The sequence below is a fragment of the Jeotgalibaca ciconiae genome (assembly GCF_003955755.1).
Classification (GTDB): Bacteria; Bacillota; Bacilli; order Lactobacillales; family Aerococcaceae; genus Jeotgalibaca; species Jeotgalibaca ciconiae.
This window is the reverse complement of record NZ_CP034465.1, coordinates 54,776-70,429: the sequence shown is the minus strand read 5'-3', so window position 1 is coordinate 70,429 and position 15,654 is coordinate 54,776. Positions and strand designations below refer to the sequence as shown.

At 38.6% G+C, this 15,654-nt stretch carries 13 protein-coding genes; all 13 read left to right on the top strand.

The genetic code is table 11. From position 1 onward, the window contains the following. Positions 1 to 3: 3 nt before the first annotated feature. The 13 genes from gap (at position 4) to smpB (ending at position 15,648) form a co-directional block, all read left to right on the top strand. Entirely contained in the window at positions 4 to 1,005 is a 1,002-nt protein-coding gene (gene gap / locus EJN90_RS00365; RefSeq protein ID WP_126108343.1) for a type I glyceraldehyde-3-phosphate dehydrogenase, read from the top strand. A gap of 101 nt (positions 1,006 to 1,106) precedes the next feature. After that, on the top strand, positions 1,107 to 2,297 hold the full coding sequence (locus EJN90_RS00360) for a phosphoglycerate kinase (RefSeq protein WP_126108342.1): 1,191 nt from the start codon (positions 1,107 to 1,109) through the stop codon (positions 2,295 to 2,297). Positions 2,298 to 2,326: 29 nt separating this feature from the next. Further along, a complete protein-coding gene (gene tpiA, locus EJN90_RS00355; RefSeq protein WP_126108341.1) occupies positions 2,327 to 3,082 on the top strand; it encodes a triose-phosphate isomerase in 756 nt (251 codons plus the stop codon). After that, on the top strand, positions 3,082 to 4,611 hold the full coding sequence (gene gpmI, locus EJN90_RS00350; RefSeq protein WP_126108340.1) for a 2,3-bisphosphoglycerate-independent phosphoglycerate mutase: 1,530 nt from the start codon (positions 3,082 to 3,084) through the stop codon (positions 4,609 to 4,611). Before tpiA ends, gpmI begins: the two co-directional genes overlap by 1 nt. 94 nt (positions 4,612 to 4,705) lie before the next feature. After that, the gene (gene eno, locus EJN90_RS00345) at positions 4,706 to 6,004 is read left to right on the top strand and encodes a phosphopyruvate hydratase (protein WP_126108339.1); all 1,299 of its coding nucleotides are present in this window, start codon (positions 4,706 to 4,708) and stop codon (positions 6,002 to 6,004) included. A 147-nt stretch (positions 6,005 to 6,151) separates the two neighbouring features. Continuing rightward, positions 6,152 to 7,426: an IS91 family transposase gene (locus EJN90_RS00340; protein WP_126108338.1), complete on the top strand. Its 1,275-nt coding sequence runs from the start codon at positions 6,152 to 6,154 to the stop codon at positions 7,424 to 7,426. 640 nt (positions 7,427 to 8,066) lie between these two features. Beyond that, on the top strand, positions 8,067 to 9,152 hold the full coding sequence (gene serC, locus EJN90_RS00330) for a 3-phosphoserine/phosphohydroxythreonine transaminase (RefSeq protein ID WP_126108336.1): 1,086 nt from the start codon (positions 8,067 to 8,069) through the stop codon (positions 9,150 to 9,152). Continuing rightward, entirely contained in the window at positions 9,152 to 10,324 is a 1,173-nt protein-coding gene (locus tag EJN90_RS00325) for a phosphoglycerate dehydrogenase (RefSeq protein ID WP_126108335.1), read from the top strand. Before serC ends, EJN90_RS00325 begins: the two co-directional genes overlap by 1 nt. 8 nt (positions 10,325 to 10,332) lie before the next feature. Further along, positions 10,333 to 11,589, top strand: a complete 1,257-nt coding sequence (locus EJN90_RS00320; RefSeq protein WP_126108334.1) for a DUF1015 domain-containing protein — start codon at positions 10,333 to 10,335, stop codon at positions 11,587 to 11,589. A gap of 69 nt (positions 11,590 to 11,658) precedes the next feature. Then, complete coding sequence (secG, locus tag EJN90_RS00315) at positions 11,659 to 11,892, top strand: preprotein translocase subunit SecG (protein WP_126108333.1); 234 nt, start codon at positions 11,659 to 11,661, stop codon at positions 11,890 to 11,892. 171 nt (positions 11,893 to 12,063) lie between these two features. Next, entirely contained in the window at positions 12,064 to 12,828 is a 765-nt protein-coding gene (locus EJN90_RS00310; RefSeq protein WP_126108332.1) for an alpha/beta hydrolase, read from the top strand. After that, positions 12,825 to 15,158: a ribonuclease R gene (rnr, locus tag EJN90_RS00305; RefSeq protein WP_126108331.1), complete on the top strand. Its 2,334-nt coding sequence runs from the start codon at positions 12,825 to 12,827 to the stop codon at positions 15,156 to 15,158. Before EJN90_RS00310 ends, rnr begins: the two co-directional genes overlap by 4 nt. Before the next feature lie 31 nt (positions 15,159 to 15,189). Further along, a complete protein-coding gene (gene smpB / locus EJN90_RS00300; RefSeq protein ID WP_126108330.1) occupies positions 15,190 to 15,648 on the top strand; it encodes an SsrA-binding protein SmpB in 459 nt (152 codons plus the stop codon). Positions 15,649 to 15,654: the final 6 nt, after the last annotated feature.

Here is a 15,654-nt window from a genome sequence, read left to right as displayed (position 1 = left end):
AGTATGACAACAAAAATAGCAATTAATGGGTTTGGACGTATTGGTCGTCTTGCATTCCGTCGTATCCAAGAACTTGAAGGTATCGAAGTGGTGGCAATCAACGACTTGACTGACGCTAAAATGTTAGCTCATTTGTTAAAATATGATACTACACAAGGACGTTTCAATGGTGAAGTTGTAGTTAACGAAGATTCATTCACAATCAATGGAAAAGAAATCAAAATCTTCTCTCACAGAAACCCAGCTGACAACCCATGGGGCGAGTTAGGTGTAGAATTTGTATTAGAATGTACTGGTTTCTTCAACAGCAAAGATGCAGCAATGGCTCACATCGAAGCTGGCGCAAAACGTGTTCTATTATCTGCTCCTGCAGGTAGCGATGTTAAAACAATCGTTTATAACGTTAACCATGAAACATTAACAGCAGACGATGTTATTGTATCTGGTGCTTCATGTACAACTAACTGTTTAGCTCCTATGGCTAAAACATTAAACGATGAGTTTGGTATCGTTTCAGGTCTTATGACTACAATCCACGCTTACACAGGTGACCAAAACACATTGGATGCTCCACATGCAAAAGGTGACTTCCGTCGTGCTCGTGCCGCTGCAGAAAGCATCATCCCTAACACAACTGGTGCTGCTAAAGCAATCGGTGATGTTTTACCAGAACTTAAAGGTAAACTTGATGGCGCTGCACAACGTGTTCCTGTAGCTGCTGGTTCATTAACTGAATTAGTTACAGTTCTAGACAAAAAAGTTACTGTTGATGAAGTTAACGCTGCAATGAAAGCTGCTTCTGACGAATCTTACGGTTACAACGAAGACCAAATCGTTTCTGCAGATATCGTAGGAATGACTTACGGCTCATTGTTTGACGAAACACAAACTAAAGTAATGACAGTTGGAGACCAACAATTAGTTAAAACTGTTTCTTGGTACGATAACGAAATGTCATACACTGCACAATTAGTTCGTACTTTAGAATACTTTACTAACCTATAAGATTTGAATTAATCCGATAGCTGGATCGTAAAGAACGAAAAGCGGGGAAGCAACGCGCTTCCTCGCTTTTTTATATGAAAACTCTGAACGGAGGTCATTTTATGACAAAGAAAGTTGTAACAGATTTAGATGTAGCTGGAAAAAAAGTTTTAGTTCGTGCTGATTTCAACGTGCCGATGAAGGACGGAGAAATTACAAACGATAATCGTATTGTTCAAGCTTTACCAACAATTGAATACTTACTAGAAAACAATGCAAAAGTTATTCTTTTCTCTCATTTAGGGAAAGTTAAAACAGATGAAGATAAAGCAAAACTATCTTTAAAACCTGTAGCAACTCGTCTGTCTGAGCTATTGAATAAAGATGTGACATTTGTTCCGCAAACACGTGGCGCAGAATTAGAAGAAGCAATCAACAATCTAAAAGACGGAGAAGTATTGGTGTTTGAAAATACTCGTTTCGAAGATGTTGATGGGAAGAAAGAAAGCAAGAATGATCCAGAATTAGGCAAGTATTGGGCTAGTCTAGGAGATTTATTTGTGAATGATGCTTTCGGAACGGCTCACCGTTCTCATGCTTCCAACGTAGGAATAGCATCTAACCTAGAATCAGCAGCTGGTTTCCTAATGGATAAAGAAATTAAATTCATTGGTGGAGCAGTTGACCAGCCAGAACGTCCATTTGTGGCAATTCTTGGTGGAGCAAAAGTAAGTGACAAGATTGGTGTAATTGAAAATCTGTTAGAAAAAGCAGATAAAGTTATCATCGGTGGAGGAATGGCTTATACTTTTGCAAAAGCACAAGGAAAAGAAATTGGTCAATCTCTATTAGAAGCAGATAAAGTAGAATTAGCAAAAGAGTTAATTGAAAGAGCTGGAGATAAGTTAATCTTACCGGTGGACGCTCGTTTAGCGACTGAGTTCAGTAATGATGCAGAAGCAGGCGTGGTTTCAGTTGATGATATTCCTGCTGACAAACAAGCATTGGATATTGGACCTGCAACGATTGAATTATTTGCAAAAGAACTAGAAGGTGCAAAAACAGTTGTATGGAATGGACCAATGGGGGTATTTGAATTTGAAAACTTTGCTAAAGGAACCATTGGTGTATGTGAAGCTATTGCAAAATTAAGTGATGCAACTACTATTATCGGTGGTGGAGATTCTGCGGCTGCAGCAATGCAACTAGGCTTTGCTGATGATTTCACTCACATTTCAACGGGTGGAGGAGCTTCTTTAGAGTATCTAGAAGGAAAAGAACTTCCCGGCGTTGCATCAATTTCTGATAAATAAGAAGTAAAAAAGCAAGTAGGAGGATAATTATGCGTAAACCAATTATTGCTGGTAACTGGAAAATGAACAAAACTGCTGAAGAAGCACATGCGTTCATTGAAGCAGTTAAAAATGAAGTACCTTCAAATGACAAAGTAGATTCAGTAGTTGGATCTCCAGCGTTATATTTGGAGAAAATGGTAAATGACAGTAAAGATACAGATCTAAAAATAGCTGCTCAAAACTGTTATTTTGAAGATGAAGGAGCATTTACTGGGGAAATTAGTCCAAAAGCTCTTGGAACGTTGGGTGTAAATTATGTTATTGTTGGACATTCAGAACGTAGAGAATATTTCCATGAAACGGATGAAGAAATCAATAAGAAAGCTCATGCAATTTTCCGTAATAACATGATTCCGATTATTTGCTGTGGTGAAACATTAGAGCAAAGAGAAGCTGGTGAAACAGCTGATTGGATTAAGGGTCAGATTACAAATGCATTGAAAGACTTTACCGAAGGACAAGTAGCTAATTTGGTTATTGCATATGAACCAATTTGGGCAATTGGAACTGGTAAATCTTCTACTGCTGAGGATGCAAATGAAACTTGTGGTGTTGTGCGTCAGACAGTTCGAGAATTGTATAACGCAGACACTGCAGACAAAGTACGTATTCAATACGGTGGTAGCGTGAAGCCAGAAAATATCCAAGAATACATGAGTCAAGAACACATTGATGGTGCTCTTGTCGGTGGAGCAAGTCTGGAAGCAGAATCTTTCTTGCAATTATTGGAGGCAGTAAAATAATGAGTAAAAAACCTGTAGCAATCATCATTTTAGATGGCTTTGGTTGTCGAAATGAGACAGTAGGTAATGCTGTAGCACAAGCGAACAAACCAAATTTTGACCGCTACTGGAATGAATTCCCACATGCAACTATGCAAGCCTCTGGTTTAGCAGTAGGCTTGCCAGAAGGGCAAATGGGGAATTCGGAAGTAGGTCATACAAATATTGGTGCTGGACGTGTGGTATACCAAAGTTTAACGCGTATCGACAAGGCAATCGTTGATGGAGAATTCTTAACTAATCCAGCGCTAACTGGTGCATACAATCATGCAATACAAAATGATTCAAGTCTGCATTTATTTGGCTTGCTTTCTGATGGCGGTGTACATAGTCACATTAACCACATCCTTGCTTTGCTTGAAAGTGCAAAAGAAAAAGGAGTTAAAAAAGTATATCTTCATGCCTTTTTAGATGGTCGTGATGTTGATCCGCATGCTGCTCCAGGATATATCAAGATAATTGAAGACAAGATGCATGAACTCGGTCTTGGTGAAATTGCGACGGTGTCTGGTAGATATTACGCAATGGACCGTGACAAACGTTGGGAACGTGTTGAAAAAGCTTATGATGCAGTTGTCCTTGGAAAAGGGGAAGAATATAGCTCTGCACAAGAAGTTGTCGAAGTTAGCTATGAAAATGGCATTACCGATGAATTTGTGCTGCCAAGCGTTATCGTAAGAGATGGTCAACCGATTGGAACAGTAAAAGATAATGACGCAGTTATTTTCTTTAACTTTAGACCCGACCGTGCAATCCAATTATCAAATGCTTTTACAAACAAAGAATGGACTGAATTTGAACGTGGAATTCATCCTGAAAATGTAAAATTTGTTACAATGACTCTTTATCAAGATAGTGTTATTGCGGATGTGGCATTCCCGCCAATCCCATTAGAAAATGTAGTAGCAGAAGTATTGAGTAAAGAAGGAATGACGCAACTTCATATTGCTGAAACGGAAAAATATCCACATGTAACGTTCTTTATGAATGGTGGAAAACATGATCCGTTTGAGGGGGAAGACCGTATTTTAATCCCTTCACCAAAAGTAGCAACTTATGATTTACAACCTGAAATGAGTGCTTACGAAGTAGGGGATGCACTGGTAAAAGAAATCGATGAAGAAAAGTATGATGCGATTCTCTTGAACTTTGCTAATCCTGATATGGTAGGTCATTCAGGTATGTTGGAGCCAACCATTAAAGCAATTGAAGCGGTAGACGAAAACTTAGGAAGAGTTGTTGATCGAATTCTTGCGCATGATGGCTATGCGATTATTTTTGCTGACCATGGTAACGCAGATACAATGATCACACCTGAAGGTACACCACATACAGCTCATACTACTGTACCAGTTCCTGTAATTGTTACGAAAAAAGACGTAACTTTACGTACTGACGGTAAATTAGCTGATGTTGCTCCAACGATGTTAGACTTATTAAATGTTGAAAAACCAGCAGAAATGACTGGTGAATCATTAATCATTAAGTAATTGCAATGCACAAGAAGTTGTTGCAATCTTAAGAAAAGTTGTCTAGAATTAATGTGTATAACAAGTATTGTTTTATAAAAAAGGAGAGAAAAAAATGCCATTCATTACAGATATTTTGGCTAGAGAAGTTCTTGATTCACGTGGTAACCCAACTATTGAAGTTGAGGTTTATACAGAAAGCGGCGCATTTGGACGCGGTATGGTTCCTTCAGGAGCATCTACTGGTGAACATGAAGCAGTAGAACTACGTGACGGAGACAAAGATCGTTACCTAGGTAAAGGTGTTTTAAAAGCAGTTGAAAACGTAGAATTAATCGCTGATGCAGTAATCGGATTTGATGTTCGCGATCAACTAGCAATCGACAGAACAATGATTGAATTAGATGGAACTCCAAACAAAGGAAAATTGGGAGCAAACGCTATTCTAGCAGTATCAATCGCAGTAGCTCGTGCAGCTTCTGACTATTTAGATGTGCCATTGTACCAATACTTAGGTGGATTCAATACAAAAGTATTGCCAACTCCTATGATGAACATCATCAATGGTGGATCTCACTCTGATGCACCAATCGCTTTCCAAGAGTTCATGGTTCTTCCTGTTGGAGCACCAACATTCAAAGAAGCACTACGTTGGGGAGCTGAAATTTTCCACGAATTGAAATCAATCTTGAAAAAACGCGGTTTAGAAACTTCTGTTGGTGATGAAGGTGGATTCGCTCCACGTTTTGAAGGAACAGAAGACGGCGTTGAAACAATTCTTGAAGCTATTAAAGCTGTAGGTCTAGAACCAGGTAAAGATGTTTACCTAGGATTTGACTGTGCAGCTTCAGAATTCTACAAAGATGGCGTTTATGACTACTCTCTATTCGAAGGTGAAAACGGAGCAAAACGTAACGCTGAAGAACAAGTTGACTATTTAGAAGAACTAGTTAACAAATACCCAATCATCTCTATTGAAGATGGTATGGACGAAAACGACTGGGATGGATGGAAACTATTGACTGACCGCCTAGGCGAAAAAGTTCAATTAGTTGGTGACGACTTGTTCGTTACAAACACTGAAATCTTGAAAAAAGGGATTGACCAAAAAATTGGTAACTCAATCCTAATCAAAGTTAACCAAATCGGTACTTTAACTGAAACATTTGAAGCAATCGAAATGGCTAAAAAAGCTGGATACACAGCGGTTATTTCTCACCGTTCTGGTGAAACAGAAGATTCAACAATTGCTGACATCTCTGTTGCAACAAATGCTGGTCAAATTAAAACAGGTTCATTGAGCCGTACAGATCGTATTGCTAAATACAACCAATTACTTCGTATCGAAGATCAATTGGGTGAGTTGGCAGTTTATGAAGGTCTAGAAGCATTCTACAACCTAGATAACAAATAATAGTTTTATGGAAAACTCTATCTGCTTTTATAGTAGATAGAGTTTTTTTGTAGTATAGGGTTTTATAAAATTATTCTTGAAAAGAAGCTTATCCGGATGCATGTTCCACAAATTTGCTTTTTGTTCCACGGAGGGTAAAATAAAGGTATGAATAAGAATATTCTTCACGCCATCTTCTTTGATAAAGAACACCATTGGGACTCGCTTGTGAGAATACACAAGAAAAGAATTCGCTCTGTGGTGTTGTCGGAAGTAGATAAGTTCCGCTATTGCGGCGATGTGAGGAAAGGATTTCGATTGTTCGTTTGCGAAGGCTGTCATGATGTCAAGCATGTTCCGATTCGCTGCAAGGGAAAGTTTTGCCCAACCTGTGCGGTTGGGGAGAGTCAGCGCTGGAGCGACATGATTGCGGATGACATGTACCACACCATTCACCGGCATATCGTGTTCACGATTGATGAAGGATTGCGGGATTTGTTTCTCCTTCACCGGGAGGAACTGTTGAAGGGATTAATGGATGAGGCAGCAAACGTGGTGAAGGCGTATTTCCGCAAGAAACGCATCACCCCGGGCATCATCGCAGGCCTACATACCTTCGGCTCCCAGTTGGAGTTCAATCCCCATGTGCACATGATTGTGACCATGGGCGGGTTGACAGACGGCGGGAAATGGGTGGATTACGACTACATTCCCTATAAACTCTTGCGAATACATTGGCAGAACGCGGTTCTTAAGTTCCTGCGGCGTACCCTTACTCCGAAGGAGAAGAAGAAAGCCCAGCCCCTGCTGCAAAACGCGTATTCGAAGAATGCGGAAGGCTTTTACGTGAACGCCCCGAAACGGAGCAGGACCAATGTGAAGGCACTGCTGCAATATATCAGCCGATATATGAAACGAGGACCCATCGCGCTCGAACGGATCATCTATTACGATGGTGACACGGTCCTCTTCCGGTATCATGACAAACGCACAAACAAAGAAGCAATCAAGATAATGGGGGCCAAAGAGTTTATCCTTTCGCTGATCCGGCACATCCCGGACAAAGGCTTCAAAACAATCCGCCATTACGGGTTATACAGCAGACGTATCAAGAAGACCGTCCAAAAGGTGGTCCGTCATCTACAGGAGAAGATGACGAAGTTGCTCATCCGTGCGCGAAAGATGACCCAACCGAAAAAATGGCGCGAAAGGATAACCGAAACATTCGGAATCGATCCACTCAAATGTTCGAAATGCGGCAACTACTACGAGTTCAAGGGGATTGTTGTGTCCAAAAAAGGACAGCTTACCATCCAATATGCGAACGATTGGGATGCGAGCAGGTATTTACGGGAGGAGATTGAACGGATTGAGTCAGAAAAAGAAAAACACCAGCAGAGAAAAGCAGAAGCGCAAGCTCTTGAAAACCTTCGGTTCGACTAGGAAGGATTACGACAGAGAGCCCAAGGACAAGAGCGTGAGCTATATCTGTCGTCAATGCAGGGCAGTGGAAGAGATTCCACTTGAGGTCGTGGAGCAATTCGATTGGCTGGATGGGGGAGATCCTCATGACCCACCGCGGTTCAGCTGCCAAGTCTGCCAGGGAGAAATGATTCCAGAATATTTCCGAGGTGCCACCGGCGTCCTCTACGACAATCGATATCTCCGAGTTGAAAGTCTCCACTAAAATAAAAAGGCCTCGAGCGTTAGCTCGAGGTTTTCTTATATGTTTTATAAAAACAAGCTTTCCAAAAGTTCTAAGCTATATTTGCGCTGTAAATAAATTAAGATCGAAATTTTTAAAATTATTTCGTTAAAGAGTGAACTCCCTAAAATGAGAGGACTTATGAAGTGATCCTTTGCCGATAAATGTTATGACTGCAAATATAAGCTGAAAGTTTTTCCTACTCTCTTCGACTTGATTTCTAAAGCTTCACAGAAATAATCACATTTAATTTTGGTATCGAAAAACTCTTTTTTTATTTTATTTTCTTTTTACCCTTTTTTAAAAATGAAAGTCTGCTATAATAATTTATGAAAATCAAATGATAAAAATATTAGAAAAAGCAAATGAGGCGATATTATGAAAAAAACGTGGAACTTTTCAGCTGGACCTGCTGTGCTGCCACAAACTGTTTTAGAAAAAGCTCAACAAGAACTATTATCTTATAACGATAGTGGGATGTCTGTGATGGAGTTGAGTCATCGATCCTCGCTTTTTCAAAATATTATTGATGAGGCTGAAGCTCACCTTCGTAAATTAATGGATATTCCAGATAATTATAAAGTGTTATTTATTCAAGGCGGTGCAAGCCTTCAATTTGCAGCAGTACCCATGAATCTTCTCAAAGAAGGAAAAGCGGGTTATGTTATTTCGGGTTCTTGGGGCAAAAAAGCCTATCAAGAAGCAGCAAAACTTTATGGAGATCGGGCGATTATACTTGCAGACTCTTCCAAAGAAAAACATACGCTCATTCCTGAAGTAAAAGAAGTTCCTGAAGACTTGGATTATATTCATATCACTTCCAATAATACGATTGAAGGAACAGCTTATCATGAAATACCAACTTGGAATGACATTCCAGTTGTTGCAGATATGTCTTCAAATATACTATCTGCAAATTACGATGTCCGTGATTTCGGAGTTATTTATGCAGGAGCTCAAAAAAATATTGGACCCGCTGGTGTAACGATTGTGATTGTAAGAGAAGATTTAATAAAAGAATCAAATGAGATACCGACAATGTTAGACTATAAAACGTATGTTGATTCAGGTTCGATGTATAACACCCCACCGACTTTTGCCATCTACGTGGCAAAATTGGTCTTTGAATGGTTATTGGATCTCGGAGGCGTAGCTGAAATGGTAAAGTTAAACCAAGAAAAAGCTGGGTTACTGTATAAAGCCATTGATGAATCAAATTTGTATGCTTCCCCTGTACAAACAGAATTCCGTTCATTGACGAATATTCCTTTCACAATCGCAGATGACGAGCTTACAAAGCAGTTTCTTCAAGAAGCTCAGGAGAGAGGGTTTGTGAATCTTAAAGGACACCGTTCAGTCGGTGGAATGAGAGCGAGTCTTTACAATGCTTTTCCACTGGAAGGGGTCCAAGAACTCATTTCATTTATGAAAGAATTTGAAAACAATAGAGGAGCTAACGATTAATGAAAGATATTCAAACGTTTAATATGATTGCAACAGAAGGCCTAAATCTGCTGGAAAAAGATAAATATACCTTAAACGAAACGAAAGAGCCTGAAGCACTTTTACTAAGAAGTAAAAAGATTCATGATATGGCGTTCAATGAAAATTTAGTTTCGATCGCAAGAGCGGGAGCAGGAGTGAATAACATTCCGGTTGATCGTTGCTCTGAAGAAGGAATCGTTGTTTTTAATACGCCAGGAGCAAACGCGAATGCTGTAAAAGAAATGGTTATTGCCGGACTGATCATGGCTGCTAGACCGATTTACCGAGGAATCAATTGGCTAAAAGAATTAGAAGGCGATGATATTTCCGAACAAGTTGAAGCAGGGAAAAAACAATTTGCAGGAAGGGAATTAGCTGGGAAAACATTAGGAGTAATCGGTCTAGGGGCAATTGGTTCTTTGCTTGCTACGGATGCTTATCATTTAAAGATGGATGTTATCGGCTATGATCCGTATGTTTCAGTAGAAACAGCTTGGAACATTTCAAGTCGCGTGAAAAAAGCAAAGTCTTTGCAAGAAGTATTGCGTGATGCGGACTATATTTCTATTCATATTCCTGTAAATGGTAATACAGCAGGATATGTAAACAAAGAATTTATCAATATGATGAAAGATGGAGCTGTCCTGTTAAACTTTGCTCGTAATGAGTTAATTGTTAAAGAAGATTTGATTGAAGCTCTCGATAATGGAAAATTATCAAAATATGTAACAGACTTTGCAGAAAGAGAATTTTTTGGACATGATCGAATAATGATGTTCCCTCACCTAGGTGCGTCAACCGAAGAAGCAGAAGTCCAATGTTCAATTATGGCAGTCAATACTCTTAAATACTTCTTGGAAACAGGAAATATCATTAACTCTGTTAACTTTCCAACTATTGATGTACCATTGCAGTCTGCTAAACGGATTACAATTGTTAATCGAAATGTACCAAATATGATTGGGCAGATTTCAGCAATTTTAGCGAAACATTTCGTAAATATCGATAATATTCTGAACCGTAGCCGTGGAAATTTTGCTTATACAGTGATTGATATACCGGAAATTGAATCATCATTATTGGAAGAAGTTATCAATCAAGTTCAAGAAATCAATGGTGTCTTGAAGACAAGAGTGATAGAAAGGAAGTAATAAAAAAGATGGTACAAATAAAACCATTTCGTGCAATTCGTCCCAATTCATATGATGTTGATAGAGTAGCGAGTCTTCCATATGATGTAGTCAACGTTCCAGAAGCAAAAGAATTAGCATCTAAAAATCCAAAGTCCTTTTTGCGTATTGACCGAGCTGAAGTAGATTTATCAGACGACGTTCCAGTAGATGATGATCAAGTTTATGAAAAAGCGAAAGAAAATTATCATAATTTTCTAAATAAAGGATGGTTGGTAAAGGAAGAAGAGCCGGCTTATTATTTATATCGCTTGACTCGTAATGGAAGAGCTCAGTATGGGATTGTAATGGCTATTTCAGTGGATGATTATTTAACGAAAAAAATAAAAGTTCATGAAAAAACAAGACCAGATAAGGAAGTAGACCGCATTCGACATAACGACGCGCTAGATGCAAACACGAGTCCGATTTTCTTGACATTCCGTGATCATGAGGAACTTTCTCGTTCATTGTTGGAATACAAAGACAAAAAAATGGGTATTTATTGTTTTGAAAGTTTCTATAATGTAGAGCATTATATTTGGAGAATCGATGATCATGAACTCGTCGAAAAGATAACAAATACTTTTGCAAATGACATTGAGAACCTTTATATAGCAGATGGCCATCACCGAATGGAAGCTGCTGCAAAAATTACAAAACAAAGAAGAGAAGAATTTCCCGATGAACCTGCTGATTCAGAATTAAATTATTTCTTAGGAATTGCATTTCCAACTTCACAGTTAGAAATATTACCTTATAATCGTTTGGTCAAAGGAAAATTAACTGCAGATAATTGGAAACAAATTGAAGAGTACTTTACTATTGGTGCCTTGAAAGAAGAAATATATCAACCTACTACACAAGGTACATTCGGCATGTATGTGGATAACCAATGGTATAAGTTAACAATAAAAGAAGAAAAATTACCAAAGAATTATGTAGATACATTGGATGCATCCTTGCTGCAAAATTATTTCTTTGAACCGATATTCGGAATCACTGATCCAAAAACAGATCAGCGACTTGATTTTATCGGCGGCATTCATGGAACGGAATCATTAATGAATATGGCAAATGATCGTGAAGACACAATCGCGTTTTCCTTGTATCCAACATCTATGGAGCAATTGTTGTCGGTCTCTGATTTGGGGGAGCAAATGCCGCCAAAATCAACTTGGTTTGAACCAAAATTATTAAGCGGACTATTCATGCATGATTTGGAAACAGAAAAGCACAAAAAATAGTTTATCGATGCTAGAAACACAGATGGAATTATGTTATACTAAGCGGTAGTATTTGAAGGAGGTCCACCATTGTACGACGTCTTATTAATCGCTTTAATAATTGTATCGATTCTACTGATTATAGCTGTCTTGTTACAACCATCTAAAACTAATGCTGCTAGTGCATTAAGCGGTGGAGCAGAACAGTTATTTGGAAAACAAAAAGCAAGAGGATTTGAAGCTGGTCTTAGACGAGTTACTGCAGTACTAGGTTTTGCCTTTATTGTGATTGCTATTGCACTTGCCTACTTGTCTTCAAATTAATTAAGAAAAGCTTTTTATGTGTTTCATTTTTTGAAACACTCTTACAATCATTAATGAAATAAAAAAGGAAAGGGGCTGGAACTTTTTGTTCGAGTTCCTTTTTCTATTTAGTAGGTTTTTTTCTTAATCTAAAGTACAATAATTATAGAACACAGATAGAGGAGTTATGATATGAAAGAAGTAAAATTACCAGAACCATTTTTCTTTGAGAAAGGAAGCCGGGCGGTATTACTTTTACATGCTTATACGGGCAGCTCAAATGACGTTCGAATGTTAGGCAGAACATTAGAGCGAAATGGATATACTGTTTATTCTCCTCAATTTACAGGTCATGCGACAGAACGTTTTGAAGACATTTTAGATAAAGGCAGTCCTGAAGTATGGGTAGAAGATGCTGAAAAAGCAACAGCGTTCTTGCATTCAAAAGGATACACAGAAATTGTTGTTATGGGCTTGTCCTTAGGTGGAATAGTGGCAACAAGACTTTTGGAAACAGGAGACTATATTGGGGGTGGATCGTTCAACTCGCCAATACTAAATATTGGCGAGAGCAAAGTACCAGCTGCATTTGTGAATTATTATCGGTCATTCAATAAGCAGATGGGAATGGATAAGGACGAGATTGAATCGAGCATTGATCGCATCAAGCAAAAATTAGGAGAACAAATGAATGAAATTCATTTGTTTACCAACCTTGTTCAAGCCGAACTCGATACAATTGACGTACCTTATTATATCGCTTCATCTGGAAAAGATGAATTGATCGATTATATGAATGGTCGTGTACTGCGGGACGCCATCACGAATGCAAAAGTGGATTTTCATTTTTTCCCCGAGTCGACACATGTGATTACAGTTGGAGCAAAACGATATGATTTTGAGGAAACGGTAATTGATTTTCTAGACAACTTAAATTGGAAAGAGGGAAGCGTATGACGAAAGCTGAACAAGTTTTAGAAGAAGTGCTTCATTATTTGAAGGAGAATGAATTTGAGAGCTACTCCGTTAAACAGCTAAGCAGTGCATTAGGCTATGAAGATTCCAAAAGTTTTAATCAATTAGTCAAAGCAATCGCAAAAGCAGAACAAGAAGGGACCATTCTTTTAAATCGAGAAGGAAAGTTCCGTATCAAAAGAAGCGATTCGACAATCGTCGGTATTTTCCGAAGCAACGAGCGTGGATTTGGCTTTGTTGATTATGATCCAACCGAAGAGGATATTTATGTCTCTCGTGATCATACTGGAAGTGCTATGGAAGGCGATCAAGTCGAAGTAAAAATTATTAGCAAACCAGAACCATGGAATAACAAAGGACCAGAAGGTAAAGTCACGAAAGTCATTAACCGTAAAACCAATCGGATTGTAGGAGAGTTCTTTCCTTATGATGCAAGCCGCCGGGAAGAAACAGGCTATCTTGGTTATATCGTACCGCAAGACAATAAAATCAGCCATATGATTCAATACATTCTCCCAACAGGAATTCATCCTGTGGAAGGGAGTATCTGTGTAACTGAAGTAGTGGAGTATCCATCAGCAGAAAATCCTGTTTCAATGATTGGGGTCGTTACACAAGAAATCGGTCATAAAAATGCTCCTGGTGTCGATATTTTGTCGATTCTATACAAATTAGGAATTCCAACTGAATTTCCGGAAGATGCCATCACGCAAGCAGAAGAAATTCCTTTTGAAATTCCTGAAAAAGAAATAGCGAATCGAAAAGATTTACGAGATGAAGTTACCATTACTATTGATGGCGCAGATGCAAAAGACTTGGATGATGCGATATCCTTCAAAATTTTATCAAATGGGAACTATGAATTAGGCGTCCATATTGCTGATGTATCTTATTATGTGACTGAGAATTCACCCATCGACCGAGAGGCGTTTGACCGTGGTACGAGTGTGTACTTAACAGACCGGGTTGTGCCAATGCTTCCTCAAAAGCTGTCTAATGGAGTTTGCTCACTGTTACCAAATGAAGACCGCCTAGCGATGTCTTGTGTAATGGAGATGGACCATAAAGGAGAAGTTGTAAGATACGAGATTTTCCCGAGTATCATCAATTCGAATCAACGCTTTACTTATACGGCTGTGAATGCAATTCTCGATGATCGTGATCGTAAAACAAGGGATGAATTTATTGAGTTTGTTGATATGCTGGAGGATATGGGCAAACTTCATAAAACTTTAGAAAAGAAACGTAAATCAAGAGGTTCAATCGATTTTGATACAAACGAGTCAAAAATCATTGTGGATGAAGAAGGTCATCCATTAGACATTTATGTCGTTGAACGGGGCGTGGGAGAACGTTTGATTGAATCCTTTATGTTAGCTGCAAATGAAACAGTGGCAGGACATTTCACCCGAAGAAAATTACCTGCTATTTATCGAATTCATGAACAGCCAGATCCAGTTAAAATGTTGCGTTTTATGGAGTTCGTGACAACTTTTGGAATTGTTGTCACCGGATCTAATGAAAACATTAAGCCGAAACAACTTCAACAAGTATTGAAACAAACTGAAAACGAACCCTATAATGCAGTGGTTTCCAGTGTCTTATTACGCAGTATGAAACAAGCGAAATACGATACAGATCCTATTGGCCATTATGGCCTAGCTACGAAGGATTATACGCATTTTACTTCACCAATCCGTCGATATCCTGATTTGATTGTTCATCGTTTGCTTCGTCAATATTTACTTCATGAACAAACAGATACTCAAAGAGAAAAATGGGAAAATAAATTGCCAGAAATCGCCATTCAAAGTTCTGTAACCGAACGTAGGTCAGTTGATGCAGAACGCGAGACAGAATCCTTGAAGAAAACAGAGTTTATGGTTGATAAGGTCGGCGAACAATTCGAAGGAGTGATCAGCTCTGTTACAAAATTTGGTATTTTTGTTGAATTGCCAAATACAGTAGAGGGGCTTATTCACATCTCGAACATGAAACAGGATTACTTTAACTATCTGGAAAGTCACATGGTATTGTTGGGAGAACGTACAGGCATCATATACCGAATCGGTCAAAAAGTACGGATTGAAGTAACGAAAGCAGACGTGGACTCACGAGAGATAGATTTTGCGTTGGTTGAAGATGATGAATTGACAGTGTATAATCAAGAAATACAGACAACTGGCCGCAAGAAGAAAGATAAGAAAAAATCTTCAAGTAAGCCAGAGAACGCTTTAAAAGGGTCAAGAAGAAAAAGAAAAGACTCAACAAAACCAGAACAAAAGAAGACCCGAAAAAGAAAGCGAAGATAAAAATTTTGAATGAGAAATAGAGGTATAAGGGATGCCAAAGGGAGAAGGGAAAGTATTAGCTCAGAACAGGCAAGCACGATATGAATATACAATTTTAGAAACTTTTGAAGCTGGAATGGTGCTAAAAGGAACTGAAATTAAGTCAATCCGCGGTGGAAAGATTAATATACGGGATGGCTACGTTACGATTCATAACGGAGAAGCGATACTTCAAAATGTACATATCAGCCCATTCGAAAAAGGAAATATCTTTAATCATGACCCGATACGATCTAGAAAATTGTTGTTACATAAAAAACAAATTCAATCGTTAGCTGGTCAGACAAAAACTCAAGGAATAACCATTGTCCCTTTAAAGGTATACATTAAAGATGGGTATGCAAAAGTACTGATCGGTGTAGCAAAAGGGAAAAAGAAGTATGACAAGCGAGAGTCACTAAAGCAAAAAGATATGAAACGGGAAGTAGAAAGAGCATTAAAAAATCATTGATTTTTG